18 protein-coding genes and 1 pseudogene are annotated in these 25,957 nt (G+C 33.4%); 7 read left to right on the top strand and 12 right to left on the bottom strand.

What is annotated here, in order from left to right:
* Positions 1 to 121 (top strand): annotated as a pseudogene (locus DMB65_RS19715) (IS1595 family transposase); the annotation flags it as partial.
* Positions 122 to 154: 33 nt separating this feature from the next.
* Here DMB65_RS19715 and DMB65_RS19710 read toward each other — a convergent pair.
* Together DMB65_RS19710 and DMB65_RS19705 are read right to left on the bottom strand one after the other, a co-directional pair.
* On the bottom strand, positions 155 to 2,701 hold the full coding sequence (locus DMB65_RS19710) for a gliding motility-associated C-terminal domain-containing protein (RefSeq protein ID WP_110308350.1): 2,547 nt from the start codon (positions 2,699 to 2,701) through the stop codon (positions 155 to 157).
* A gap of 228 nt (positions 2,702 to 2,929) precedes the next feature.
* The gene (locus DMB65_RS19705) at positions 2,930 to 4,252 is read right to left on the bottom strand and encodes a PDZ domain-containing protein (RefSeq protein WP_110308349.1); all 1,323 of its coding nucleotides are present in this window, start codon (positions 4,250 to 4,252) and stop codon (positions 2,930 to 2,932) included.
* A 123-nt stretch (positions 4,253 to 4,375) separates the two neighbouring features.
* On the opposite strand from DMB65_RS19705, the gene DMB65_RS19700 reads away from it, so the two are divergent.
* The 5 genes from DMB65_RS19700 to lgt all read left to right on the top strand — a co-directional run bounded on the left by DMB65_RS19700 (position 4,376) and on the right by lgt (position 9,283).
* The gene (locus DMB65_RS19700) at positions 4,376 to 5,572 is read left to right on the top strand and encodes a pyridoxal phosphate-dependent aminotransferase (RefSeq protein WP_110308348.1); all 1,197 of its coding nucleotides are present in this window, start codon (positions 4,376 to 4,378) and stop codon (positions 5,570 to 5,572) included.
* Positions 5,573 to 5,774: 202 nt separating this feature from the next.
* Entirely contained in the window at positions 5,775 to 6,446 is a 672-nt protein-coding gene (folE, locus tag DMB65_RS19695; RefSeq protein ID WP_110308347.1) for a GTP cyclohydrolase I FolE, read from the top strand.
* Between the two features lie 97 nt (positions 6,447 to 6,543).
* Positions 6,544 to 8,022 (top strand): cysteine--tRNA ligase, encoded by a 1,479-nt coding sequence (gene cysS / locus DMB65_RS19690; RefSeq protein ID WP_110308346.1) that lies wholly within the window; start codon positions 6,544 to 6,546, stop codon positions 8,020 to 8,022.
* A 21-nt stretch (positions 8,023 to 8,043) separates the two neighbouring features.
* Positions 8,044 to 8,283, top strand: a complete 240-nt coding sequence (gene yidD / locus DMB65_RS19685; RefSeq protein WP_110308345.1) for a membrane protein insertion efficiency factor YidD — start codon at positions 8,044 to 8,046, stop codon at positions 8,281 to 8,283.
* Positions 8,284 to 8,350: 67 nt separating this feature from the next.
* On the top strand, positions 8,351 to 9,283 hold the full coding sequence (gene lgt / locus DMB65_RS19680) for a prolipoprotein diacylglyceryl transferase (RefSeq protein WP_110308344.1): 933 nt from the start codon (positions 8,351 to 8,353) through the stop codon (positions 9,281 to 9,283).
* A gap of 860 nt (positions 9,284 to 10,143) precedes the next feature.
* Here lgt and secDF read toward each other — a convergent pair.
* The 8 genes from secDF to DMB65_RS19635 all read right to left on the bottom strand — a co-directional run bounded on the left by secDF (position 10,144) and on the right by DMB65_RS19635 (position 22,302).
* A complete protein-coding gene (gene secDF, locus DMB65_RS19670) occupies positions 10,144 to 13,116 on the bottom strand; it encodes a protein translocase subunit SecDF (protein WP_110308342.1) in 2,973 nt (990 codons plus the stop codon).
* Between the two features lie 225 nt (positions 13,117 to 13,341).
* Complete coding sequence (gene mdh, locus DMB65_RS19665) at positions 13,342 to 14,277, bottom strand: malate dehydrogenase (protein WP_110308341.1); 936 nt, start codon at positions 14,275 to 14,277, stop codon at positions 13,342 to 13,344.
* Between the two features lie 104 nt (positions 14,278 to 14,381).
* The gene (gyrB, locus tag DMB65_RS19660) at positions 14,382 to 16,322 is read right to left on the bottom strand and encodes a DNA topoisomerase (ATP-hydrolyzing) subunit B (protein ID WP_110308340.1); all 1,941 of its coding nucleotides are present in this window, start codon (positions 16,320 to 16,322) and stop codon (positions 14,382 to 14,384) included.
* Positions 16,323 to 16,579: 257 nt separating this feature from the next.
* Positions 16,580 to 18,196: an asparagine synthase B gene (asnB, locus tag DMB65_RS19655; protein ID WP_110308352.1), complete on the bottom strand. Its 1,617-nt coding sequence runs from the start codon at positions 18,194 to 18,196 to the stop codon at positions 16,580 to 16,582.
* A gap of 220 nt (positions 18,197 to 18,416) precedes the next feature.
* A complete protein-coding gene (gene asnB / locus DMB65_RS19650) occupies positions 18,417 to 20,093 on the bottom strand; it encodes an asparagine synthase B (RefSeq protein WP_110308339.1) in 1,677 nt (558 codons plus the stop codon).
* 170 nt (positions 20,094 to 20,263) lie between these two features.
* On the bottom strand, positions 20,264 to 21,448 hold the full coding sequence (locus DMB65_RS19645) for a hypothetical protein (protein ID WP_110308338.1): 1,185 nt from the start codon (positions 21,446 to 21,448) through the stop codon (positions 20,264 to 20,266).
* A gap of 49 nt (positions 21,449 to 21,497) precedes the next feature.
* Positions 21,498 to 21,833 carry a hypothetical protein gene (locus DMB65_RS19640; RefSeq protein ID WP_123955368.1) on the bottom strand — a complete coding sequence of 112 codons (336 nt, stop codon included), beginning with the start codon at positions 21,831 to 21,833 and terminating at the stop codon, positions 21,498 to 21,500.
* Positions 21,834 to 21,852: 19 nt separating this feature from the next.
* Complete coding sequence (locus DMB65_RS19635) at positions 21,853 to 22,302, bottom strand: hypothetical protein (RefSeq protein WP_110308336.1); 450 nt, start codon at positions 22,300 to 22,302, stop codon at positions 21,853 to 21,855.
* A 146-nt stretch (positions 22,303 to 22,448) separates the two neighbouring features.
* Here DMB65_RS19635 and DMB65_RS19630 point away from each other — a divergent pair, with 146 nt between their 5' ends.
* Positions 22,449 to 22,994 (top strand): DUF2911 domain-containing protein, encoded by a 546-nt coding sequence (locus DMB65_RS19630; protein WP_110308335.1) that lies wholly within the window; start codon positions 22,449 to 22,451, stop codon positions 22,992 to 22,994.
* Between the two features lie 161 nt (positions 22,995 to 23,155).
* Here DMB65_RS19630 and DMB65_RS19625 read toward each other — a convergent pair whose 3' ends face one another.
* Complete coding sequence (locus DMB65_RS19625) at positions 23,156 to 24,919, bottom strand: TonB-dependent receptor (protein WP_110308334.1); 1,764 nt, start codon at positions 24,917 to 24,919, stop codon at positions 23,156 to 23,158.
* A 144-nt stretch (positions 24,920 to 25,063) separates the two neighbouring features.
* Entirely contained in the window at positions 25,064 to 25,927 is an 864-nt protein-coding gene (locus DMB65_RS19620) for a PhzF family phenazine biosynthesis protein (RefSeq protein WP_110308333.1), read from the bottom strand.
* Positions 25,928 to 25,957 lie beyond the last annotated feature (30 nt).

Below are 25,957 nucleotides of genomic sequence, written 5' to 3'. Positions count from 1 at the left end.
GTTTTGTTTTAGGATAAACCGTTCTCAATTTAAAACAAGTATTTTTCATAAATCCATAGAAAGAATGGTAAATGCAAAACCGATATATCAAAAAAATATAAAACAGATATTAAGTGCATAACTCAATTAGATTATATTAAATGTAAATGAAGATTTATCTATTTAAATAAAGACGGCCTTGCTGAGGCGGTTTATTATCTTTATTAAAATGAATAACATAAAAATAGACTCCGTTTGGTGCTATTCGATCCCCCATACTTCCCTCAGAGTTTTTCCCATCCCAATCCAACTTATTTTTATTTCCTTTAAACATAACATTTCCGTATCGATTATAAATTTCGAGGGTATAATTGGGATACAAAAAATCAATTTTAAGGATTTTAAAAGTATCATTTACATTATCTCCGTTGGGCGAAAAACCATCCGGAATAAAAAATGTTTCATATTCAGTCTCTTCACAATGACTCAGGGAAACTTTCACTTCTAAATAATCCTCAGATAAACAATCTGTTACTGGCGAAAAATCGAAACCATAGTAAATTGTATTATCTGTCAAGGGTGTTGCAGAAACCAGCAAATTACCATTATTTATCGCATCATACCAGACTATCGTAGAAGAAGCATTCGTTTTATTAGACAAATCTGAAATAGTAGGATTCTCTAAACCACAAAAATTTTGCCCGTCCGTATCTAAAACCGGTGCTGGCAAATTGCTTACCGTAACTGTAATCATGGTTGCTGCAGAAGTACACCCGGCCGCAGAAGTTTCCGTTACCCAATAATTCTCAGATTTTAAAACATAATTATTAGTTAAAGGTGTCGTAAGTGCTGCCGAATTATACCATTTATATTGAACCCCATTTGGTACCAAATTCGCAATAGTTACAGCGTTGGTCTTACAAAAAGACTGGTTTACAGAAACAGGTACTGCCGGAATAGGATTTATAGCAAATACATCAGAAACTGTTGTTAAATTGATGTCACAAGTTGTATCATTATTTACGAGATTAATAATCGAAATTGCAGTTGAGCCCGTATTTGGTAACAAAACAGCAGGAATTACAAAATCACTTTTTCCATTGACAACTGCTAAAGTAACAGTCTGTACAACTGAAACATTGCTGCCTGATAATACATATGAAATAGTAACGTTCGTAAGTATACCTAAACCGGTGACTGAAGCTGTAAAAGGTTTATCAAAACAATCATCCAAAACCTGAACTTTCAGATTTGGTACTTCTGGAAGTTTATTTATAATTAAATTGCCACTTAAGTTAGCCGCATTAGTACAGTACGGAGTAGCGACATTGGTAATATTAGTAATTGTAATAATTGAATTGCCACTATTAGAATTTAAATTTGAAGGGATAGTGAAAGTTGCATTTCCACCCAAAACATTTATGGTTGCAGTTTGTGCTGTTGCCATATTTGAACCTGAAACATTATATCTGATTGTATAGAAACCGTCATCTAATCCGAAAGCATTTGAAATTATACCCTGAGAACTTTTATTCTGACAGGTTGTTTCCAGCGTCAAAACAGCTCCGGTTAAAACAGGTATTTTATAAACATGCAGAATATCAGATATATCATTTATAATGTTTACACAACCACTTTCACTTCCAAACGCCTCTATTTTTGTAACCCTAATTGTGAAATTCCCTGACTGCTGAAAATAATTTTTGCTTAGCGGAAAACTTAAAACACCATTATTAAATGTACTCTGAATTATTTTTGTTTCACCATTTGGTCCGGAAACATTATAAGTAACAAAATACTGTCCATTGGGAATATTGTGAATTCCCTGAGTTAGTAGTGCCGAATAAGTTGCTGTCTGAATATCAGATTCGCAAATATCCTTTCTGACTTCTAAAGTTGCACCAGTGAAATCGTATTTCTTTTCAATCTTAATTTTTACAACAGCTGTTTCTATTGTACATACCGGACTTGTAGGCAAAACAGTATAAGTAAAATTATAAGTTCCTATACCATAATTATTAAAGATATACTGAACATCTATATTATGATCTTTTATAAAGTTAATTTGGCCTGTACCACTATTATCCGTCCATGTACCTCCACTATCTTCTCCCTCTAAATAGTCATTCAAATCCAGATTAGAATATATTGAAAAATCGCTGTCTTCACATACTATTAATTGCGAAGGCTTTCCTGGCTCCGGAGATTTAAAAACAGTTACAAATCCTGTTGAAGAAACTTCCGGACAACTACCGATGGCTGGAATAGAATATGTAAATTGATGATTACCTAGGCCTAAAATTTCTGCATCAATGACACTTTTTACAGGAATGCCCTTATCATTATACCATTTCCCTCCAGATTGTGGCCTCAAATAAGTAGTAGCATTAAATATCTGAAAAAGATTAAATGAACGGTCATCGCTACATGCTGATGCTTTTTCTGCAACCCCTGCATATCCCCCAATAATAACTTCGACAGTTGCAGAATGATCTGCACAGCCATTAACACCAGTCACCGTATACGTATAGTGATATGTCCCACTAACTGGAATTACCTGTGCATTTAAGACGCCGGTAATTTCATTTAAACCTCCAGAATTATCATCATCGGACCATGTACCGCCAGCAACTGCAGTAACTCCTAATAAAGGGAACAAATCTATTGCCTGACTATTAACATTGGATATATCACAAACTTCAAAAGGAGTAGAAGAGTCCATACCCCCACATTGAGCAAAACTTTTAGTTGGTGGTAAAATAAAAATAAGAAGACACGAAATTAGAGAAAAATATTTTTTCACAATAAACCGTCATTAAATTTTTGTTAAAAATACTTAAATTATTTGATTTATCTGTCATATCACTGTTCTTATTTAGCTTATTTAATTAGAAAAAAAAGAACATAACCATCTAATTGTCAGTACAACACAAGATAAATATGAAAAAAATCATAATTCATCTTCTAATCGAAAACGGAATTTTAACAATACCGTATTACGTTCAACTTCTAAATTAATCCAGATATCATCATCAGATTTTAACAGATTGTTAATTTGCTGTAAAGTATATCTATAAGGCTTATTGTTGTTAATACTAATAATAACATCTCCTTTTTGAAGACCACTTTTCTCTGCCGCTGATTTCTTACGTACGTTTACAATTTCATAAATGGGTTTTAATTGAAATTTATATCTGAAATCATTGTTGTTTTTATCGTTAAAATTTTCTTCGTTTGAGGCATTTAAACGCACTGTCTCTAAATGTACAGTTTCCTGCACCCACTGCAGGCCATTATGCTGAATTGTAATTCCGCTTTTATTATAACTGAACGATTCATTGAATTTGCTGTTCTTTTTCAAATACATTTTTTTATCCGCATAATCCATAACAATTGTAAATCTTTTTAAAACTTCACCTCCAACAGACCCTATTCTGTTAGCAACCATTTTTACGTTCTTTATGGAACTTGAATCAGGAAATGAAACAATTGGATTTTGAAATTTAAAATCAGCAATTGAAAAACTGGAAATTTTTGCCCTGTGTCCTTCAATATCTCCGCTGAATCCTTTTCCTAGAAAATCAGGAAAATTCTTTTTCGGTAATTTTATTTTGTTGTTTTCAAAAACCCAAAATGAATCACTGTTACCAATATCCACAAGCAATTTCGCCGGAATGTTTTCATCTTTTACTATTGCTGATGCCATCACATATGGTTTTGATCTTTCAATAGAAATCGGTATTGATTTAAATTTCTTACCTAAATCATCCCTTAATTTTTTATTATTGTGATGGACAAAAATTATTTTCTTCTGGTAGTTGATTTCTACAATATTATTATTAAAAAATTTGTACCCAATTATTCCGTTGACCGGAATTCCAATATGTGAGGATAGATTGAATCCCTGATCTAAAATGATAAAAACCAAATGATTTACAGATTTTAAACCATGCGTTTCAAGAATATTATTTGTTGATTTTAAACCCTCTATTTCCTCTTCGCTTCCTAATCCCCGAAGTTTAATTTTTTGGACATTTTTAAAACTCACCTCTTTCTTATCCTCCATGCTAAATAAAATGGTTTCATCAACACCCGAATCTAACAAGAAATTCAGCTCTATACCGTTCACTTTTATTGGGATAAAAACTAAGTTGTTAATTAGCTTAAAGGGGATTACCACTCTATTTTTATTCTTTTCAATTAAAAAATCATCCTGAGCTTTTAGTGCAAAAGGTGCCAAAAGTCCAAAAAACAACAGGATATATTTTTTCATTGACAATTTTTTATTATAAAATTACTAAAAATATTGATTATTGTTACATTTTTATAAGTACTTGTATTGTTGGCGTTAAATTGGAAAAAAAAATGCAAATTTGCACTTCAATAATTTATACTCATGCCAACAATTTCACACAAGGGCAGAAACATGCCCGAATCACCGATACGCAAGCTGGCTCCTTTTGCAGATTTAGCAAAGAAAAAAGGACATAAAGTGTATCACTTAAACATTGGTCAACCGGATATCAAAACACCGGAAGTGGCCATCGAGGCGGTAAAAAATATTGATTTAACTCTTATAGAATACAGTCCGTCTGCCGGATATGAAAGCTATAGAAAAAAATTAGCTCATTTTTACCAGCGCCAAAATGTAAACGTTAACACAGAAGACATCATTGTAACAACTGGTGGCTCTGAAGCCTTACTTTTTGCACTGGCCACAATTACAGATCCTGGAGATGAAATCATTATTCCGGAACCTTTTTATGCAAATTACCATGCATTTGCATCATCAACAAGCGCAACTGTAATACCTCTTGTTTCTACAATTGAAACTGCTTTTGCTTTGCCAAATATTGACGAAGTTGAAAAATTAATTACGCCTAAAACAAAAGCCATTCTGATTTGCAATCCCGGAAATCCAACTGGCTATTTATATTCTGAAGCAGAAATTAAACAATTGGCTGGTTTAATAAAAAAGCATGATTTGTATTTAATTGCAGATGAAGTTTATCGTGAGTTTTTATACGATGGAGACGATGAACATTTTTCTGTAATGAATTTAGAAGACGTACAACAAAACGTAATCATGGTCGATTCTGTTTCCAAACGTTACAGCATGTGCGGCGCAAGAATTGGCTGTCTGGTCACAAAAAACAAACAAGTTTTGGCAACGGTAATGAAATTTGCCCAGGCACGTCTGAGTCCGCCAACAATTGAGCAAATCGCTTGTGAAGCCGCAATAGATACACCTCAAAGCTATTTTGATGAAGTAATTTCAGAATACAAAAGCCGACGTGATACTTTGATTACTGAATTAAATAAAATTGGCGGTGTAATCGTAACCAAACCTAAAGGCGCTTTTTATTGTATTGCACAATTGCCAATAGAAAATTCTGAAGATTTTGCACAATGGCTTCTGGAAAGTTACGACCTGAACGGTGAAACTGTAATGGTAGCACCAGCTGCCGGTTTTTATTCGACCCCCGGAATGGGACTAAATCAGGTACGAATTGCCTATGTTTTAAATAAACAGGATTTGATTACAGCAGTCAATATACTAAAAGAAGCACTCTTGGTTTACAATAAAAAATAATAAAGTACAAAATACAATCTTAAAAAGGCAATAACTCCCTAAGTTGTTGTCTTTTGTATTTTTAATAAACGAATATTTGATTTTAATTTAAATCATATCCAAAAAGGAATAATTAAATAGTAAAAACGATAGAAAAGGTTTCCTATTTATTAATTATCTTTACCAACTTAAAAAGATATACCCATTATAATAGTAGTTTTTAATGATAAATAACGAAGATTTTTTAGACGAAATAGGTGACAATCATTTCAGCAGTAATGCAAAAAACCCTTTAAGAGAAGACGCATTTACCTTAAGCGATGAAGAAAAAATAGAAAAAATAAAAAAAGATGTTGAAAACATTCTACAGACTCTTGGAATGGATTTAACAGATGACAGCATAAAAGGAACTCCTAACCGGGTTGCGAAGATGTTTGTAAAAGAAATTTTTGGAGGCCTTAATCCTGCAAAACAGCCAAAAGCTTCTACTTTTGACAATAATTATAAATACGGTGAAATGCTCGTTGAAAAAAACATCACTGTTTATTCTACCTGCGAACACCACTTACTGCCAATCATCGGTCGTGCTCATGTAGCATATATTTCAAACGGAAGAGTGATCGGTTTATCAAAAATGAACCGTATCGTAGAATATTATGCTAAAAGACCTCAGGTTCAGGAACGCTTAACCATGCAAATTGTTCAGGAGCTTCAAAAAGCTTTAGGCACTGAAGATGTTGCCTGTGTTATCGATGCGAAGCACCTTTGCGTAAATTCAAGAGGAATTAAGGATATCGAAAGCAGTACGGTTACGTCTGAATTTGGTGGAAAATTTAAAGATCCACAAACCAAAAGAGAATTTCTTGATTATATTAAATTAGACACTCAATTTTAGTTTAATCGTTAATTTGTTTAATCGCTTCCTTGTAGTTCTTAATTACGATTAACGTTTAAACAAATCAACAATTAAACGATTAAACAGTAAAAAGAACATGCCTTTATACACTAATCAACATCTAAAGATATACAACTCGCTTACGGGGGAAAAAGAAAATTTCAAACCTATCCATGAAGGAAATGTTGGAATGTATGTTTGCGGCCCTACAGTTTACAGTAATGTACACTTAGGAAATGTGAGAACTTTTATGTCCTTTGACGTCATATTCAGGTATTTTTTACATCTTGATTACAAAGTGCGTTATGTTCGCAATATTACGGATGTTGGGCATATTGTAGATGACGTTGATGAAGGTGAAGATAAAATTGCCAAAAAAGCACGTTTGGAACAATTAGAACCAATGGAAGTTGTTCAGCGCTATACCGTAGATTTTCATGACATCCTAAAAGCTTTCAACTTTTTGCCACCAAGTATTGAACCAACTGCAACCGGTCATATTATTGAACAAATCGAAATCATCAAGAAAATTATTGCAACCGGAATTGGTTATGTTGCCAACGGATCTGTTTATTTTGATGTCGTGAAATACAATGAAACCAATAATTACGGGATTTTAAGTGGTCGAAATATAGACGACATGTTAGCCAATACCCGTGATCTGGATGGACAGTCTGACAAAAGGAATCCACAGGATTTTGCCCTTTGGAAAAAAGCAGAACCAGAACATATTATGAGATGGCCTTCACCCTGGAGTGATGGTTTTCCGGGCTGGCATCTTGAATGCACTGCCATGAGCACCAAATATCTTGGCAATCATTTTGACATTCACGGAGGTGGAATGGATTTAAAATTCCCACATCACGAATGTGAAATTGCCCAAAACGAAGCTTGTACGGGTCAATCTCCGGTAAATTACTGGATGCATGCCAATATGCTGACTTTAAATGGAAAGAAAATGGCAAAATCAACCGGGAATAATATTTTACCGGGCGAAATTTTAAGTGGAGATAACAATATTTTAAGTAAAGCTTTTTCAGCCTCTGTAACGAGATTTTTTATGTTACAGGCACATTACCGCAGTATTCTGGATTTTTCTGACGATGCTATTGTAGCTGCAGAAAAAGGATACAAAAGATTAATGGAAGCTGTTGATTCACTGCCAGCTATTTCAACAAGTACTTCAAGTTCTATAGACATTGCATCATGGAAACAATTGTGCTACGATGCCATGAACGACGATTTTAATACGCCAATTTTAATTGCTCAATTATTTGAAGCAGTACGTTATATCAATTTACTGAAAGAAGCAAAGGAAACCATTTCGGCCGAAGATCTAAAAACTTTTACAAATGCGGTTAATGCTTTTGTTTTTGATGTTTTAGGTTTAAGCGATGAAAAAGTTACTGATAGCAATAATGATAAATTAGAGGGTGTCGTAAATATGCTTATCGGGATGAGAAATCAGGCAAGAGCTGATAAAAACTTTGCACTGTCTGATCAGATTCGTGATCAGTTGATTGCTTTAGGCATTCAATTGAAAGATGGAAAAGAAGGCACTACTTTTTCGATATAATCAAATTATCCCTAATAAACCATGAAAGTCATCACTCCATTTGTTTTATTAGTCCGATTTTATCAAAATGCAGTATCGCCATTTACACCAGCTTCCTGCAGGTTCGAACCAACATGTTCAAGCTATATGATTGAAGCACTGCAGAAACATGGGTTATTTCATGGCGGTTACCTTGGATTAAAAAGAATCCTAAGTTGTCATCCATGGGGAAGAACCGGCTACGATCCTGTGCCTGAAAAAAAATGTTCACACAAACATTAACTTTAAATAAAGACTCAATCTGTTTTAAATATTTATTTTTACTCATATCTAAAAAACATAATACTACATGACACACGCTTTAAATATCGTTTGGAATCCTTCAGAAGGAATCGATTTAGGTTTTTTTATGATTCGTTATTACAGCTTAATGTTCGTAATTGCTTTTGGTTTGGGCTGGTTCCTTATGAAAAAGATTTTCGAACGCGAAAACGAATCAATCGACAAATTAGATTCGCTATTTGTATGGACCGTTTTGGCTACTTTAATTGGTGCACGTTTAGGTCATGTTTTATTCTATGATTGGGAATATTTTAGAAATCATTTACTTGAAATCTTCCTGCCCTTTAGATTTGAGCCAAAATTTGAATTTACAGGATTTCAGGGATTAGCAAGCCATGGAGCTGCCATAGCCATTATTATTGCTATGTATTATTACAGCAAAATGATATTAAAACGTCCGCTATTATGGATTTTAGACCGTGTAGTTATTCCGGTTGCCAGTGGCGCTATTTTTGTCAGGTTAGGAAACTTCATGAATTCTGAAATTATCGGAAACGAAACAACTTCTGCATTTGGAATTCGCTTTTTACACGACCAGTTCAGTAAAAATGAGGTTGTAAATGCCACTCAGATTGGCAATCCCAAAGAGGCTTATAATGCAATTGTACACGATCCTAAATTTGCGGACTTATTAGCTCAGGTACCTGCCAAACATCCAACGCAATTGTACGAAGCATTTTGCTACATTTTTGTATTTGCCATCTTATTTTTCCTGTATTGGAAAACGAATGCAAGGCTTAAATCTGGCTATTTATTTGGGTTATTTTTAGTACTCTTATTTGTTGTGCGTTTTATTGTAGAATTTGTAAAAGAAAGTCAGGGAGGTTTTGAAAACGAATTAGGATACTTCTCGACAGGACAATGGCTGAGTATTCCATTTATAATTATTGGTCTTTTCTTTATTATTAGAGCTCATAGAAATCCTTTAGCAACTTCTTAGGTATTTAGTTCAAATATCTAAAAAATAGAAGCTGTCCAAAAAGTAAAATGATTTGTTATATTTCTCTATTTTGATGATAATTTAATCAAACATTGTATTCTCAAAGAATTTCAGTTAAATATAGTTGATAAAAAACCATGAAAATTATTGATAATTTTCATGGTTTTATTTTTCGGAAAGCTCTGTTTTTCAGCATCGTTTAGAGTTTCTAAATATATCATAGTAAGCAAATTTTAATACGTATAAATATTAAAAGTAGAAGCAATGATATTAAAAATCAATGTAAAAGATACCCCTAAAATCTATTGCTTTTTCAGGAATCAGAGCTTTCTAAATCTGTAAATTATCGATTATTTTTCAAATATTTTTCAGCCTCTGTTTTACAAATATCGATTTTATTTGATTTAATTTTTACAGGCAGATTAATTATTTCCCTGGCTATTTTTATACTTTTCTCCTTTTGTTTAGTCTGAATATAAAATCGGAATAGATTTTCTTTGGGCTCAAAGCGAAAAGGTTCAATACCATTATTCAATACTAACAATTGTTCCGTTTTTAAGAAGTTTTTCTGCCCTGAATATGGAATCTGCCAAAACGACATTTGCCTCGGGTATTGGTTCTTTTCTGACTGAATTTTCCATCATAAGGATTCCTTTTTTAGCTTCACCTTCATGGTAGAAATGATATAATTATACAAACTCTACAAATAACTTAGAGTCGTCCTAAAGATTTTTATGCTGCTAAGGAATAATATATTTTTTCTTTTTTATAAAATTCTAAAATCTTAAAACCATCTAAAATTCCAAAAAAAAAGACCCAACTTTCGTTGGATCTTTCTGTATGTATAAACCTTGCTTGGATTATGCTTGTTTGTGCTTTTCTTCGATAATATGTTTATCATCTTTAGAAATTGTATCAACCAATACTGGCGTAGCTATAAATAATGAAGAATAAGTTCCCACTATAATACCTACCAACATTGCGAAGATAAATCCTCTGATGGATTCTCCACCAAAAATAAACATCGTTAACAATACAATAATCATCATTAATGACGTATTCAATGTTCTTGATAATGTAGTATTAATAGATGCATTTACAATATCTTCAAAACTTCCTTTACGGTTTCCTAGAATAAACTCTCTAATTCTGTCAAATACGATTACAGTATCATTCATAGAATATCCTATAACGGTAAGGATCGCAGCGATAAAGTGCTGATCCATTTCCATATGGAAAGGCATGAATTTATAACATAAAGAGTAGATTCCTAACACAAAGATTACGTCATGTGCTACAGCAGCAATCGCTCCTAATGAATATTGCCATTTACGGAAAGAGATCATTAAGTATAAGAAAATAACAGCCATTGCGCCTAAAACAGCCCAATATGAATTTGTTTTAATATCTTCTGATATAGAAGCTCCAACTTTAGAAGCTTGTAAAACCCCAACTGTCTTACCATCAAAAGTGTTTGTGAATTTATCATAAGACAAATTAGGGAAATACTTCGATAATGCATTGTATAATTTTTGATTCACTTCCTCATCAACAGCAACTCCGTCTTCTTTGATTTTATATTTAGTCGTGATTTTCAACTGATCATCATCCCCTAAAATCTTAGCTTCAACAGGAGTTCCAAAAACAGCTGATAATTCATCTGAAACAACTGTAGCGTCTACTGGTTTTTCAAATTTCACCTGAAAGGTTCTTCCTCCTACAAAATCAACACCTTCATCTAAACCATTCACGAAGAAGATAGAAATTAAACTTACAACCACTACAATTGAAGAGAAGATATAAGTGAATTTTTTAATTTTGATAAAGTCAAAGTGGAAATTAGTAAACCAGTTTTTAGTAATATTTGTAGAGAAAGTTAAATCACCTTTTCCAGCAATGTTTCTGTCAATAAAAATTCTTGCAATAAAGATTGATGTAAACAATGACGTTACAATACCAATAAGTAATGTTAAAGCAAAACCTTTAATTGGTCCTGTTCCAAATATAAACAAGATTGCTCCGGTCAATACGTGGGTAACGTTTGCATCAATAATAGAACGCATTGCACCATGCCATCCGTAAGATGCTGCTACGGCTTCGGATAATGACTTACCTTCACGCAATTCTTCTTTTGCTCTTTCAAATATAATGATGTTCGCATCTACCGCAGTACCTAATGTAAGTACAATACCTGCAATACCTGGCAATGTTAATACAAAACCAAAACTTGCCATAATTCCGAAAAGGAAAAGTAAGTTTAATAATAACGCAAGGTTAGCATACCAACCTGCTTTACCATAATAAAATACCATCCATCCGCAAACTAATAAAAAGCCTAATATAGAAGAAATTGTTCCCGCATCAATTGCAGCCTGACCTAAAGAGGGACCTACAACAGTAGACTGAATAATATCTGCAGAAGCCGGTAATTTACCTGCATTTAATACATTTGCTAAATCTTTGGTTTCAGCTACATCGAAAGATCCAGTAATCTCTGATCTTCCTCCGGCAATAGGACCGCTTGTCACCCCTGGAGCAGAATAAACTACATTATCCAAAACAATAGCGATATAACTTTTTTGAGAAAAAGCCCTACCTGTCAATTCTTCCCAAATTTTGGCACCCTGACTGTTCATTTGCATAGAAACAGCTGGTTTTCCTAATTGGTCAAAAGTATCTTTTGCATCTGTAACAACACCACCGCTCATAGCAGGAGCATTATCTCTGTTTCCTTTTAAAGCATATAATTCAACAGCTTCAATATCTTTTCCTTTCGCATCTTTTGTAGTAGTTGGCTTGCTCCATACAAATTTTGCATTATGCTGGTCTGCAGCCAATAAAATTCTGATTTCAGGTCTTTTAAAATACTCGTTAACAACTGCAGTATCTTTTGGTGCAAAATAACCTAAAACAGGTCCGCCACCCTGAACAATCATTTTGTCGAATAATGGATTATTTCCTTTTTTAGTATCAACTGAATCTTTAGCATCAGTTAATAAAGCATTCAATGAATCCTTCGCAACAGCTTTTGTTTCTGTTTTTTTGATTTCAGTCTTTTTTAAAGCTTCGTTACTTGCAACTAAAAAGTTTCCAATTTCATCCATTTTATAAGTTTCCCAAAACTCTAACTGAGCTTTTCCGCCTAATAATTTTTTGATTCTGTCTACATCTTTAGCACCCGGAAGTTCTACTAAGATTCTTCCTGTTTCACCTAATTTTTGAACATTTGGCTGAGTAACACCAAATTTGTCAATACGCTCTCTTAATACTTTAAAAGCACTTTCAACAGACTCATCAACTTTTCTTTTAATTACTTTTTGAGCTTGTGGATCAGACATTTGAAAATCGATCCCACCCTCTCCTTGTAAACTTCTGTTTGCAAAAATATCCGGAGAAGCCAATCTTACAGTTCCATTAGAATTCGCATCAAAAGCTTCGAAAAACTTATTTAAATAAGTTTTGTTTCCTTCTAAATTTGCACTTGCATCAGCTAATGATTTATTAAATACAGGATTTTTAGAATTGTTAGCCAATCCTTTCAAAACATCTTTAATAGAAATTTGAAGGATAACGTTTATTCCTCCTTCTAAGTCAAGACCTTTATTCAATTGTTTATTTTTCACCTCATTGTAGGTAAAATCCGTAAAGCCAAGATCAAAAACTTTTAGTTTACCAATAGAATCCAAATATTTTAATTCTTTATCAGGATTACCTCCTGCAAAAGCTTTAGCCTCACTTTTGACATTATTTGCCACATAAGTGAACGAAAGTTGGTAAATACTTACCAATGCAAATAGAATTGCGAAAAATTTAATAAGTCCTTTATTCTGCATTATTACTAAAAATTAATTATGTTTTATTGTTCATTTTGTTTTAAAGTCCCATAAAATAAGCCCTGACATGATTTTTAAAAACGAAAAAACGAAATCACGAATTACCAGATTTTTTTTAAACCGAGCAAATATATAATTCTCGAAAAGATTAACCAATTTATTTATTAATTAATCTCAAAAAAAAGACTGCAAAAGTGCAGCCTTTTTCTTTTTTTACGATATTTTCTATACTAAAATCGATTTCAGAGCATCATTCATCCCTCTAACAGCATCTGCACTTTTAGCAAACAACGCTTTTTCTTCTTCATTTAAATGAATCTCTAAAATTTGTTCAACTCCGTTTTTTCCAATTATGCATGGCACACCTATACATATATCTTTTTGTCCGTATTCTCCATCCACATAAACAGAACAGGCTATCATTTTTTTCTGATCATTCAAAATACTATCTACCAGAAATGCAACAGAAGCTCCGGGAGCATACCAGGCTGATGTTCCCAAAAGACCTGTAAGAGTGGCTCCTCCAACCATTGTATCGGCTGCTACTTTTTGCAATACTTCTTCTGAAAGGAATTCCGTTACAGGTATACCATTGTAAGAGGCCAAACGTGTTAACGGAATCATCGTTGTATCACCATGACCGCCAATTACCATTGCTGAAATATCATTTGCAGGTTTATCTAAAGCTAAGGAAAGGTAGGTTCTAAATCTGGAACTGTCTAATGCTCCTCCCATACCTATTATTCGGTTTTTAGGCAATCCTGTAGATTTTAAAGCCAGATATGTCATAGTATCCATTGGATTAGAAACCATAACAATAATGGTATCAGGCGAATATTTCAATACATTCTCAGTAACTGTTTTTACAATCCCTGCATTGATACCAATTAATTCTTCACGAGTCATTCCCGGTTTTCTTGGAATTCCTGATGTAATTACTACTACATCACTTCCTGCGGTTTTGGAGTAATCGTTTGTAACACCTGACACATGAGTATTAAAACCTGTGTTTGTCGCACATTGCATAATATCCAACGCCTTACCTTCAGCAAAACCTTCTTTAATATCCAACAATACTACTTCGCTGGCTATTCCTCTATAAGAAATAACATCCGCACAAGTGGCTCCAACATTTCCTGCTCCTACAATGGTAACTTTCATATTTTATACTTTATTGGTTATTAGTTAATTTATTGATATATCAACAATTCGTTTAATCGTTTGGGTAAATTTAAACAATTAAACGAATTGACGGTTAAATTTTATTAGGCGTCGATATTTGCATAAACAGCATTTTTCTCGATAAACTCTCTACGCGGTGGTACTTCATCTCCCATTAACATTGAAAAAACCTGATCTGCTTCAGCCAGACTATCAATATTTACCTGACGCAGAGTTCTAAAATTCGGATCCATTGTAGTTTCCCACAGTTGCTCTGCGTTCATTTCCCCAAGACCTTTGTAACGCTGAATTGCTGCACTTCCTCCCATTCTTTCGTTCGCCTGATCGCGCTGAACATCATTCCACGCATATTCTTTTTTGTTTCCTTTTTTAACTAAATATAAAGGTGGTGCTGCAATATAAACGTGACCTTCCTCAATCAATTCTTTCATGAAACGGAAGAAGAATGTTAATATTAAGGTAGAAATATGACTACCATCGACATCCGCATCACACATTATGATTACTTTATGGTAACGGAGTTTTGAAAGATTCAATGCTTTACTATCTTCTTCTGTCCCGACTGTAACGCCAAGTGCCGTAAAAATATTTCGAATTTCTTCGTTTTCGAATACTTTATGATGCATTGCTTTTTCAACATTCAAAATTTTACCTCGTAAGGGCAAAATCGCCTGAAATGCACGGTCACGGCCTTGCTTCGCAGTCCCACCCGCCGAATCTCCCTCGACAAGGTAAACCTCACATCTTGCCGGGTCCTGTTCAGAACAATCTGATAGTTTTCCTGGCAATCCACCACCACCCATAACGGTTTTACGCTGCACCATTTCACGTGCTTTTTTCGCAGCATGACGAGCTTGGGCAGCCAAAATTACTTTCTGGATAATTACCCTTGCATCATTTGGATTTTCTTCCAGATAATTTTCCAGCATCTCACCTACAGCCTGAGAAACTGGTGAAACTACTTCTCTGTTTCCCAATTTTGTTTTTGTCTGTCCTTCAAATTGAGGCTCTGCAACTTTTACTGAAATAATAGCTGTTAATCCTTCACGGAAGTCATCACCTGCAATTTCGAATTTCAATTTATCGAGCATTCCGGATGAATCTGCATATTTTTTAAGTGTTCTTGTCAAACCACTTCTAAAACCCTGTAAATGCGTACCTCCTTCGTGTGTATTGATATTATTCACGTAAGAGAAAATATTCTCTGTATAACTTGTATTGTAAATCAAGGCTACCTCAACCGGAATTTCACCCTTATCATGATCCATACTGATTACGTGAGAAATAATCGGTTCCCGATTGCCATCTAAATATCTGATATATTCTTTAAGTCCTTCTGTAGAATGAAAAACTTCGCTTTTAAACTCTCCTTTTTCATCAACTTCTCTTTTATCTGTAAAAGTTATTGTGATTCCTTTATTCAAAAAAGAAAGCTCCCGCATACGAGCAGACAGGGTATCATAAGAAAATTCTGTTGTCTGGGTAAAAATAGTATTGTCTGGGTAAAAAGTCTGACGTGTACCTCTTTTATCAGTTTCTCCAATTTGTTTAACCGGATATAAAGATTTACCTCTTTCATACTCTTGTTCGTATATTTTTCCGTCTCTAAAAACAGTAGATTTCATGTGAACAGAAAGGGCATTTACGACCGAAACCCCAACTCCGTGCAAACCTCCCGAAACTTTATAAGAATCTTTATCGAATTTACCACCGGCACCAATTTTTGTCATTACAACCTCAAGTGCAGAAACCCCTTCTTTTTTATGTAAATCAACCGGAATACCACGACCGTTGTCTTCAACTGTAACCGAACCGTCTTCGTTAATTGCAACACCAATAGTATCACAATGTCCTCCCATCGCCTCATCAATAGAGTTATCCACAACTTCATATACCAAATGGTGCAGCCCTCGAACCCCTACATCTCCAATATACATCGATGGACGCATTCTCACGTGCTCCATTCCTTCTAGTGCCTGAATACTATCTGCTGAATAATTGTTCTTCTTGATTTCTTCGCTCATATAATTTATTCTAAAAAATGTAATAATTGTCTAACACGCAAATATATAAAAACGCAATTTATATACCTCCTAAAAATACTATTTAAAGACCTAAGTTATTAACACAATTGTCTGAAAAATAAAAAAATATTCCTAAAGCCAACTTTAAATTCCAATTTTATCAAATTATAAATTCTAAAAATAGGAATAGCATAAAAAAGCTGAAATCATTTAAAAGTGATTTCAGCTTTTCAAATTACAAAATTTTCAATTCCAATTTAAACAGTTACTCCGGGTTTTGCAATTTCGGTATCTGCATTTACATGTGCAGCATTTGCTCTTCCGCTTGGATCAGGATTATTCTGCCATTTTGGAATCCATTTTCTTACTGTTTGTGCGGCACTGACTTGTGGATAATGTTTATGAAAAATGGACCTGTATAAATAAGCTTCTTTGGTTGTTGGTGAATTATAAGGAAATTCTATGCTTGCACCAGCTAATTGCTCATCTGAAACCTGAGAAGTACAATATTCAATTAACCGATCTACCCATTCATACCCCACTCCATCTGAAAACTGCTCTTTTTGTCTCCATAAAATTTCTGATGGTAAATAAGGATCTCCAGGTGTATCAAACGCTTTTCTTAGAATATATTTTTCAACCGCTTCATATGTTTTTGGCTGTTTTTCTTCTGTTTTTATCCGAATTGCGACATTCAGAAAATCTTTATCCAAGAATGGGACCCTAGCCTCTAAACTATGTGCCATTGTCGATTTATCAGCACGTAATATATCTGCTGTAAAGAGCTTTTGAACTCTTTCAATAGTTTCTTTCTGAAACTCTTCTGATGATGGTGCATTTCTAAAATACAAATGTCCACCAAAAACTTCATCAGCTCCTTCTCCCGAAAGAATTACTTTTATCCCTTTTTCTTTCACAACTTTAGCCAGCAAGTACATTGGTACACCGGAACGCACTGAGATTACGTCATAAGTTTCAATGTGGTAAATCAATTTTTCTAAAATTTCAAATCCTTCTTCAACAGAAAAATAAATCTCATGATGCTCGGTTCCTAAAAAACCTGCTGCTTTTCTTGCTGCGATATTATCCGGAGAATTAGCATCTAAACCAATAGAAAACGATTTTAGTTTATCGTTACTTCCGGCTAATAATCGGGAAGCTATCGCCGAAGTTAATGATGAATCCAGACCACCTGAAAGCAATACTCCAACCGGCACATCGCTTATTAATCGTTTACGGGTTGCTTCAATCAAAGATTCTCTTATCAAATCTAAGTCAAGTGGCTGATTAGCATTCTCATATTCCTCATATTCAGGCTCATAATATTTCACAAAACCTGTTTTTGCAGTATAATAATGTCCCGGAGGAAAAGTCGAAAACGACTTACACTGATCAGCAATTGATTTCATTTCTGAAGAGAAATAAATTCTTCCTCTTTCGTCTAACCCGTAATATAACGGCTTCACTCCAATTGGGTCCCTACCAGCAATATAATCATCACCATCAACAACTACAAAGGCAAAATCCCCATCTAGTAAATTACAAAAATCATAACCAAATTCTTCGTATAAATGTACAATTACTTCCGAATCTGATTTTGTTCTGAAAGTGTGGTTTTTTAAAATCCCTTCTCTTAATTCCTTATGGTTGTAAATTTCTCCATTGTGAATCATCCAGGCGTTTTTAGAACCCTGAATTGGCTGCTTGCCTGAATCTAAATCTATAATAGACATACGTTCACTGGCTAAAATGCTGCCATTTTGCATAATATGTAAATCACTATCATCTGCTCCCCGATGCGACATTCTTTTAGAAAGTTCTTTTACGAGTTGCGGGTCTTTTCCTTTACCAATAACGGACAATATCCCACCCATATTATTCTGTTTTATTATATATTTTATTTCTTTCCTTCTTAAATTACTAAAAATTTTCATTTTTCAGCAAAAAGCCAAATATAAAAAATTCAACTAAACATTGAACTTACAAACGATTAAACTCACAAAATAAAATGATTTAAATAGTTTTATAAACCAAGAAAAACGCCCTCAAAGAGAACGTTTTTCTATAAATATTAAGTTCTAAAATTAAACTTTTTTATGCTTTTTGGTAGGCATCATCATGCACACTAGTCACTGCTCTTCCTGAAGGATCGTTCATGTTTTTGAAAGCTTCATCCCACTCCAGAGCAATTTTTGTACTACAAGCCACACTTGCTTCCTGAGGCACGCATAATGCTGCAGCATCACTTGGAAAATGTTCTGTAAAAATAGAACGGTAGTAATACTCTTCTTTTGAAGTTGGAGTCTGTAATGGAAATTTATATTTCGCATTTGCCAATTGTTCATCAGAAACTGCTTCTGCAACTACTTCTTTCAAAGTGTCTATCCAGCTATACCCTACTCCATCACTAAATTGCTCTTTTTGTCTCCATGCCACACTTTCCGGGAGCATGTCTTCAAAAGCTTTACGAACAACCCATTTTTCCATCGGGTGTTCTTTGTTAATCATTTTATCCTGTGGATTGATACGCATTGCAACATCCATAAATTCTTTATCTAAGAACGGTACACGACCTTCAATTCCCCATGCTGCTAAACTTTTGTTGGCACGCAAACAGTCGTACATGTGAAGTTTACCTAATTTGCGAACGTTTTCTTCGTGAAATTCTCTCGCATTTGGCGCTTTATGGAAGTACAAATATCCTCCAAACAACTCATCAGCTCCTTCTCCTGAAAGTACCATTTTGATACCCATCGATTTAATCACTCTTGCCATTAACCACATTGGAGTTGATGCTCTTACAGTAGTTACATCATACGTTTCTAAATTATAAATTACATCACGAACCGCATCTAAACCCTCCTGAATAGTAAATTTAATTTCGTGGTGAATGGTTCCAATATGATCTGCTACTTTTCTTGCTGCAGCTAAATCAGGAGAACCCTCCAGACCAACTGAGAAAGAGTGTAATTGTGGATACCATGCATCAGTAGTATCATCAGACTCAATACGTTTTTGTGCGTATTTTTTAGCTACAGCCGAAGTAATAGAAGAATCCAAACCACCAGAAAGTAAAACTCCATAAGGAACATCACTCATTAATTGTCTGTGAACCGCTGCTTCTAAAGCTTCTTTAATTGCAGGAATACTTGTTTCATTATCTTTTACTGCATCATATTCTGTCCAGTCTCTTTTGTACCATTGTACAAATTCACCGTCTTTGCCTGTCATATAATGTCCCGGAGGAAATAATTCGATTTTTGTACAATATCCTTCTAAAGCTTTCAATTCTGATGCTACATAGAAAGTTCCGTCCTGATCCCAACCGATGTACAATGGAATAATTCCCATGTGATCACGAGCAATGAAGTATTCGTCTTTCTCAACATCATAAATTGCAAATCCGAAGATACCATTCATTTCATCCACAAAATGAGGTCCTTTTTCTTTGTAAAGAGCCAGAATAACTTCGCAGTCACTTTCAGTCTGAAAGTTATATTTTCCTTCAAATTGTTTACGCAATTCTCTGTGGTTGTAGATTTCGCCATTTGCAGCCAAAACCAATTTTTTATCTTCTGTAAACAAAGGCTGTTTTCCTGAAGCCGGATCAACAATTGCCAAACGCTCATGCGAAAGAATGGCTTTATCATTGCTATATATCCCGCTCCAGTCCGGTCCGCGATGACGAATGATTTTAGACATTTCTAATACTTGAGGTCTTAAGGTCTCGGCTTTTTGCTTTAAATCAAAGGCACATACAATTCCACACATAATTTTATATTTTTTTTCTTTTAATTTTGTTTTGACAGGGCAAAGATGGCTTATTAGTTACAATTGAAAAACACAAACAACACTATCAATTACAAATATCAATCAAAACAATCAATTTACTTATTAAATGTAAAATTTTAACATCAAAAAAAGGCTCAAACTTAAAAATTTTAATTTTCAAAAATAATTCTGGAAGAAATATAATCAGGCATCGTAGCGACTGCCTTTTGTAATTTAGATTTATTCAGTTTTTTTGTATTTTCATTTGTTAAATTGTAATTATAATTATCAAACAAATAATACATTAATATTCTATTGTAATCATCTAACTCATTATCAGAAATCATATCCAAAATACTTGTTTCAACTAATTGTGAATTAGTGCTTTCAGAAAGTGCACGACCAACCCTGTTAATACTGGAAAAATAATGATTTTTAGATGGATTTTCTATTCTTAAAGATATTCCCAGTATCAAATCAAGGACATTTATATCTAAAACTTCTATTTCTTTTATGTATGTATTTCTTTCTTTTTGGGCATAACTTCCATCGCTTACCCTCTCAAAACGATCGTTCATTATATTAAGATGAGAACGTAGAAAAATTTCCCATTTTATTGTTTCCGCAGATAACATTGCTATGTTCAAGGCGTGTATTCTGGGACTACTATCCATGCTACAACCGCCAATTACCCGTCTGTTTCTTTTTAATTCAAGTTCCTCATTCCTACCAATATAACGCCCTACATATTCTTCAAATTCATCATCTGAGGATTTATTTATTTTAGACTCTACTAATGCATCCTTGAGCATCACATCAAAATTCATGTCAGCTTTTTTTAAAGAATCCATTCGAACCAGCTTTGATAATTCCCATTTTTTTGTTTTTTTATGAAAAGCTTCATATTCCTTTTCAATACCCTCTCTGGTAACAACATCTCCTTTCTTTTTTTTCTTCGGATTATCTTCAAAATCTATTTGATCAAAACGATAAAGAAGCGAAAGTTTTTCTTCGCTAAAACTTGGTTTTTTCAAAACTTTATTTATGTATTCTTGAAATTTCTTAGCCTTATTTGGCAAAGTATCATAATATCTAACACCTGAATCCTTTGCCTCATCATAAAAAATTTGTGCTGTTGTATCGACCAAACAATCCGAATATTGAATTAATTTTGCATATTTATCTGAAATTGGTTTAGTTTTAAATTCTTCAATAAAATAAAAAGCATTTAATGATTCTTTTGAATATTCTGTTTTTTCCTGAAATTCAAAAACCCATCTCCCTTTAAAATTATTTTTATATGAATCTATGTTTTTCTGATTAAAAGTAATTACTTCATTTTGAGTTTTTCCCAATTGTAAATTTGAAAATTCTACACTTTTTACATTATTATAATTCGTATAATTAAGACTTTAAAACAACTACATTTTCTTCAAAAGCTGCTTTAGGATACTTAGCTTTAAATTCTAAATATGAAATATTGTTTTCTAAATCCTTTTTAGCTTTTAAAACGTCATTTTTTTCTAATCTTACAAAATTTGCTTTTGTCTGAGCACAAGAAAGAAATGTTTTATTGAATTCACATACCTTAAACTTTAAATTTAATGAATCAACAATATGTTTGAGTTTTACCACAGCGTTTTCCGAATAAATCAAACCATTATCATAAACTTTAAATTCATTATCCTGAGCATTCAAATTCATGCAAATCAAAAATACAAGCCCAAAAAACTTTTTCATAATATTCTTTTTTAATTACTTATTCAACGCTCTCGATTATATAATGCGTCTTATTAATTTCGAATTGAAAACCCGCCTTATTTCCCATCAGATGAGAACCAAGAGGAGATTGCGGAGAAAGTGCAATAACATTTATTCCATCAATAGCTATTTTAGGAAGCGCCACACTCAAATACAAATAAATTCCGTTTGCTTTTACCAGGCTTCCTGAAATAATATTTTCTGTTGTTTTCGTAGAATCAATTTTATCTAAAATTGCTTTTTGAGCAATCGATTCTTTTAATTTGTTGGTTAGCTTCTCCTGTTCGATGTGCATCATCGACAAAGCCGTTTCGTGTTTGTCACCGGCAGATCCTTTGGCATCGTTTTTAGAATCTTCGGTCAAAGCCAAAATCATGTCTTTAAAAACATCTATTCGGTCCTGAACCATTTTTAAATAATGAGTATGTATTTTTTGTTTGAAAGTCATTTTTTTTTTTGCTATTCAAATTCTAATCTAAAGTAATTCTGTAAAAATAGATTAATATTTCAAAGTCATAAAAAATTAACACGATGTTTTTTATTTTTTGATAAACAATCTATAATTTTAACAAATTAATTAATTTAATCAATTCTATGAAAACATCTACATTTATTACATCAGTTGCATTTGGAATTACTATGCTTTTATCATCTAACGCCAATGCTCAAAAATTTCCTGATTTAGATAAAAGTCCAATGGATATGGCTTCTTATCCTAATGACTATAAAGATTCTGCTAAACTTGTTCGAATTATCTATAGCCGTCCACAATTGAAAGGCAGAGAATTAAGCACTTTAATTCCTGAAGGTAAAGTCTGGAGAACGGGAGCTAATGAAGCTGCTGAAATTACATTTTATAAAGATATGAAATTAGGTGATACAAAAATAAAAGCCGGAGCTTACACTTTATTTCTTTTACCTGAAAAAAATGCATGTACAGTAATCATTAGTAAAGATTTGAATGTATGGGGTTCTTATACTTATAAAGATGCGAATGACGTTGCCAGATTAAGCATTCCTGTTACTGAAGGAACAGATTCACTTGAAGCTTTTTCAATGGTTTTCACTAAAGCTGACAAAGGAGTTGTTTTGAATATGGGCTGGGATAAAACAAGAATAGCTATTCCTTTTATGGAATAAAAAAGCAAATGTAGTTTGAAAATTTAACTGCAAAGAGATTTAAAACTTCGCTTAATCCAATTGAAAGTTAAAGTCCGCAAAGCTATATAAAAAAGCTTTGCGGACTTTGTGTTTTCTCTTTATACAATAAAAACTTTGCTGACTTTTGCGGTTTAATCTTTCTAAAAATCAAATTTATAATTTGCTCCTCCTAAAACCTGGAATCCCTGAACAGGATAATTCAGCCATTTTTCATAAGCCTGATTTCCAATATTATTTAGTTTTAAGAAGAATGTCAAACGTTCGCTGAATTTGTATCCCAAATGTGCATTGGCATCAAAATAGCTTTTTAAGGTAACTGGAACTCCTGATATCGGAACAGTAAAATCAGTTTGTTTAGTCTGCATATCCTTACGTTCTCCCACATAAAAAACATTCAAACCTGCATACCATTGTTTGGTTATGTTTACATCCAGATTAGAGCTTAATCTGATTGTGGGTAAATTCCACGCTTCTACAGGTTCATCAGTTTTGTAACTATTAAAAGTTCCGTTGATTCCAAAAGTAACGTTTTCAGAAAAATCAGCTTTTAATTCTGCATAAAAACGAAATGTCCTGATATCTTCATAAACAACTCCAAAAGAATTTCCGTAAGCGTAACTCTCATTTGCAACATCTTCTGTATAATCATTGCTTTTAAACAAGGCTTTGTTTTTTTCATTTAAATAAGAACCTGACAAATTATAGTTTACATTATTCGCTAATTTTCCTTTCAAACCAGCAAAAACATTATATTGAGTACTTGATGGTGTCAAGTTTAATGTTGGTGATAAAAACGGATTTTCGGTCACAAAATCAGCGTATGAATTCTGATTTAAACTTCCATTTACTCCTGTATAGAAAATCATTAAATCTCCAACCAATCTATACGAAGCATTTACTTTTGGATAGATATAAAACTTGTTCCCACTATTTTCAGCATCCAATGCATAAAATAATCCTGCTCCTAATTCTAAAGTCCAGTCGTTTTCATTGACTACAAAACTTGGTTCAATTCCAAAATTGGTCAGGCTGTATTTTACAGGATCTGTATTGGTTTTTAAGTAATTATTTTCGAAACTTCCGCTTACGTGGTCGATAATGACATTGGTATTGATGGACTGATCCATTACATCCACTTTAAAAGTCGGTTTTAAGTAAAAACGATTTTCTGAAGAAGAAAAGCTATCCGAAAAGTGTGTGAATTTTGCTGCTATTTTGCTAAAAACACTTTCATCAAACTCGATATTTCCTCCCAAAGAAATCGTATTATACGAATGATTTGGATTAATTTTATTGATTAAATCAAAACGTTCTTCAGGAAGTAAAGCCGAACCAAAATCAACTGGCAAACCATACCAGTTGTATATCTGATTTTGGTATCCTAATTCAATATTCCAGGACATTTCCCGATTATTTTGACCATAACCAATGTTTAATGCTGTATCATAAAATTCATCATTTAGAAGCACATCTTTAATTCCGCCCTGCGATGAATGGTGGCGAAACATTCCTGACACAAAATCATCATTCCCTAAATCCTGATTAACAAACAATTCAGCATTAAGTGTACTATAATTTCCTGCTCCAATAGTAGCATAATTATTATACAAACGTTCCTGTTTCGATCTTTCTACTCCTTGGGCATTTCCTTTTGAGGGTGTAAAAGTAGAAGCCACGGGAACAGACAGAATACTGTATTTAATAATTTCTTTGGGCTGATTGCCACTGTCATCCAGCGAAGGGTTTTCTTTTACTTTATCTGCATCTGATAGTGTTGGTGAATACGGCTTTACTACGTTTACGGTTTCGGTTCCGATATTTTCATTTTTCTTTTGCGAAAATGAAAGCTGAAAAACAAACAGCAAAATCAAAACGATAGTTTTATTCTGGAAATTAATTTTCATATTTTATTTTTTTAAGAACAAAGATTAAAGAAGAAAGAAGATAGACTTATCTCTATATCTTAACTCTTTTTGCAATACCTCCTTGTTTTTTTATTCTTAACTTAAATCTTTATTCTTGACTCTTTATTCTATTTTCTAATTTAACTAAACTTCCCACTCGCCTTTGGCAATAAACTGAGCTTTTCCTCCTATTTTTATGTCAAAATCATTTCCGGTTAATTTCCCTTTAAAATGAATTTGCGAGGGACGGTTTATATAATCTCCCTGATAATTGATTAATTCTAATTCTGGTTTATGATTTTTTAACAGATAAGCCTGCAAACAGGTACTTGCACTTCCTGTAGCCGCATCTTCCACTAACTGATTATGTTCAATACACAACATTCTGCTAAATAGTTTTGAGCCTTCCAAATAATAAAAATACAAACCTTGGTGAGCTGTTTTACAATTGTTTTTCAACCACTTATGCGTTTTATCTTTATCCAAAACCAAATTTTCCAATGCTCGTTTACTGCTTAACCCAACCATAACAAAGGCACTTCCGGTTGTCACTTCCTGAATTGGAAATTGATTTTCAAAATCACTGTTTTTCAGATTACTGAATAATGTAAAATCTTCTTTCGAGAAAATATCCCAAAATTTTGGCTGTGCAGCTTTTAACCAGATCAAATCCTCAGATTGATGAATAGCAATTGGCCCAATTGGAACATTTAATTTTATATTTTCAGGCGAATTATCGAATATTTTATTGATCAAAACCCATGAGGTTCCAATTATCGGATGACCCGCAAACTGCATTTCCTGGGAGGGTGTAAATATTTTAATTTCTGCCTTATTATTTTCTTTATCCAGCTTGGTCACAAAAGTGCTTTCTGCAAAATTAATTTCGCGTGCAATCTTTTGCATTTCATCTGAACTCAAATTTCCAGCATCTAAAAAAACTGCCAATTGATTTCCGGCATATTTTTTATCTGTAAAAACATCAACTATATAAAAAGGTAAACTCATAACTTGTAAAATGTGATTTGTGAGATGTAA

It is taken from the genome of Flavobacterium cheongpyeongense (assembly GCF_003202435.1).
GTDB lineage: Bacteria > Bacteroidota > Bacteroidia > Flavobacteriales > Flavobacteriaceae > Flavobacterium > Flavobacterium cheongpyeongense.
Note: the sequence above shows the minus strand (reverse complement) of the source record. Positions and strands in the feature narration are given on the sequence as shown.

Coding starts and splice junctions, on each gene's coding strand:
- DMB65_RS19710 (WP_110308350.1), bottom strand. CDS start 2,701: ATGGACTCTTCTACTCCTTTTGAAGTTTGTGATATATCCAATGTTAAT.
- DMB65_RS19705 (WP_110308349.1), bottom strand. CDS start 4,252: ATGAAAAAATATATCCTGTTGTTTTTTGGACTTTTGGCACCTTTTGCA.
- DMB65_RS19700 (WP_110308348.1), top strand. CDS start 4,376: ATGCCAACAATTTCACACAAGGGCAGAAACATGCCCGAATCACCGATA.
- folE (WP_110308347.1), top strand. CDS start 5,775: ATGATAAATAACGAAGATTTTTTAGACGAAATAGGTGACAATCATTTC.
- cysS (WP_110308346.1), top strand. CDS start 6,544: ATGCCTTTATACACTAATCAACATCTAAAGATATACAACTCGCTTACG.
- yidD (WP_110308345.1), top strand. CDS start 8,044: ATGAAAGTCATCACTCCATTTGTTTTATTAGTCCGATTTTATCAAAAT.
- lgt (WP_110308344.1), top strand. CDS start 8,351: ATGACACACGCTTTAAATATCGTTTGGAATCCTTCAGAAGGAATCGAT.
- secDF (WP_110308342.1), bottom strand. CDS start 13,116: ATGCAGAATAAAGGACTTATTAAATTTTTCGCAATTCTATTTGCATTG.
- mdh (WP_110308341.1), bottom strand. CDS start 14,277: ATGAAAGTTACCATTGTAGGAGCAGGAAATGTTGGAGCCACTTGTGCG.
- gyrB (WP_110308340.1), bottom strand. CDS start 16,322: ATGAGCGAAGAAATCAAGAAGAACAATTATTCAGCAGATAGTATTCAG.
- asnB (WP_110308352.1), bottom strand. CDS start 18,196: ATGGGTGGGATATTGTCCGTTATTGGTAAAGGAAAAGACCCGCAACTC.
- asnB (WP_110308339.1), bottom strand. CDS start 20,093: ATGTGTGGAATTGTATGTGCCTTTGATTTAAAGCAAAAAGCCGAGACC.
- DMB65_RS19640 (WP_123955368.1), bottom strand. CDS start 21,833: ATGAAAAAGTTTTTTGGGCTTGTATTTTTGATTTGCATGAATTTGAAT.
- DMB65_RS19635 (WP_110308336.1), bottom strand. CDS start 22,302: ATGACTTTCAAACAAAAAATACATACTCATTATTTAAAAATGGTTCAG.
- DMB65_RS19630 (WP_110308335.1), top strand. CDS start 22,449: ATGAAAACATCTACATTTATTACATCAGTTGCATTTGGAATTACTATG.
- DMB65_RS19625 (WP_110308334.1), bottom strand. CDS start 24,919: ATGAAAATTAATTTCCAGAATAAAACTATCGTTTTGATTTTGCTGTTT.
- DMB65_RS19620 (WP_110308333.1), bottom strand. CDS start 25,927: ATGAGTTTACCTTTTTATATAGTTGATGTTTTTACAGATAAAAAATAT.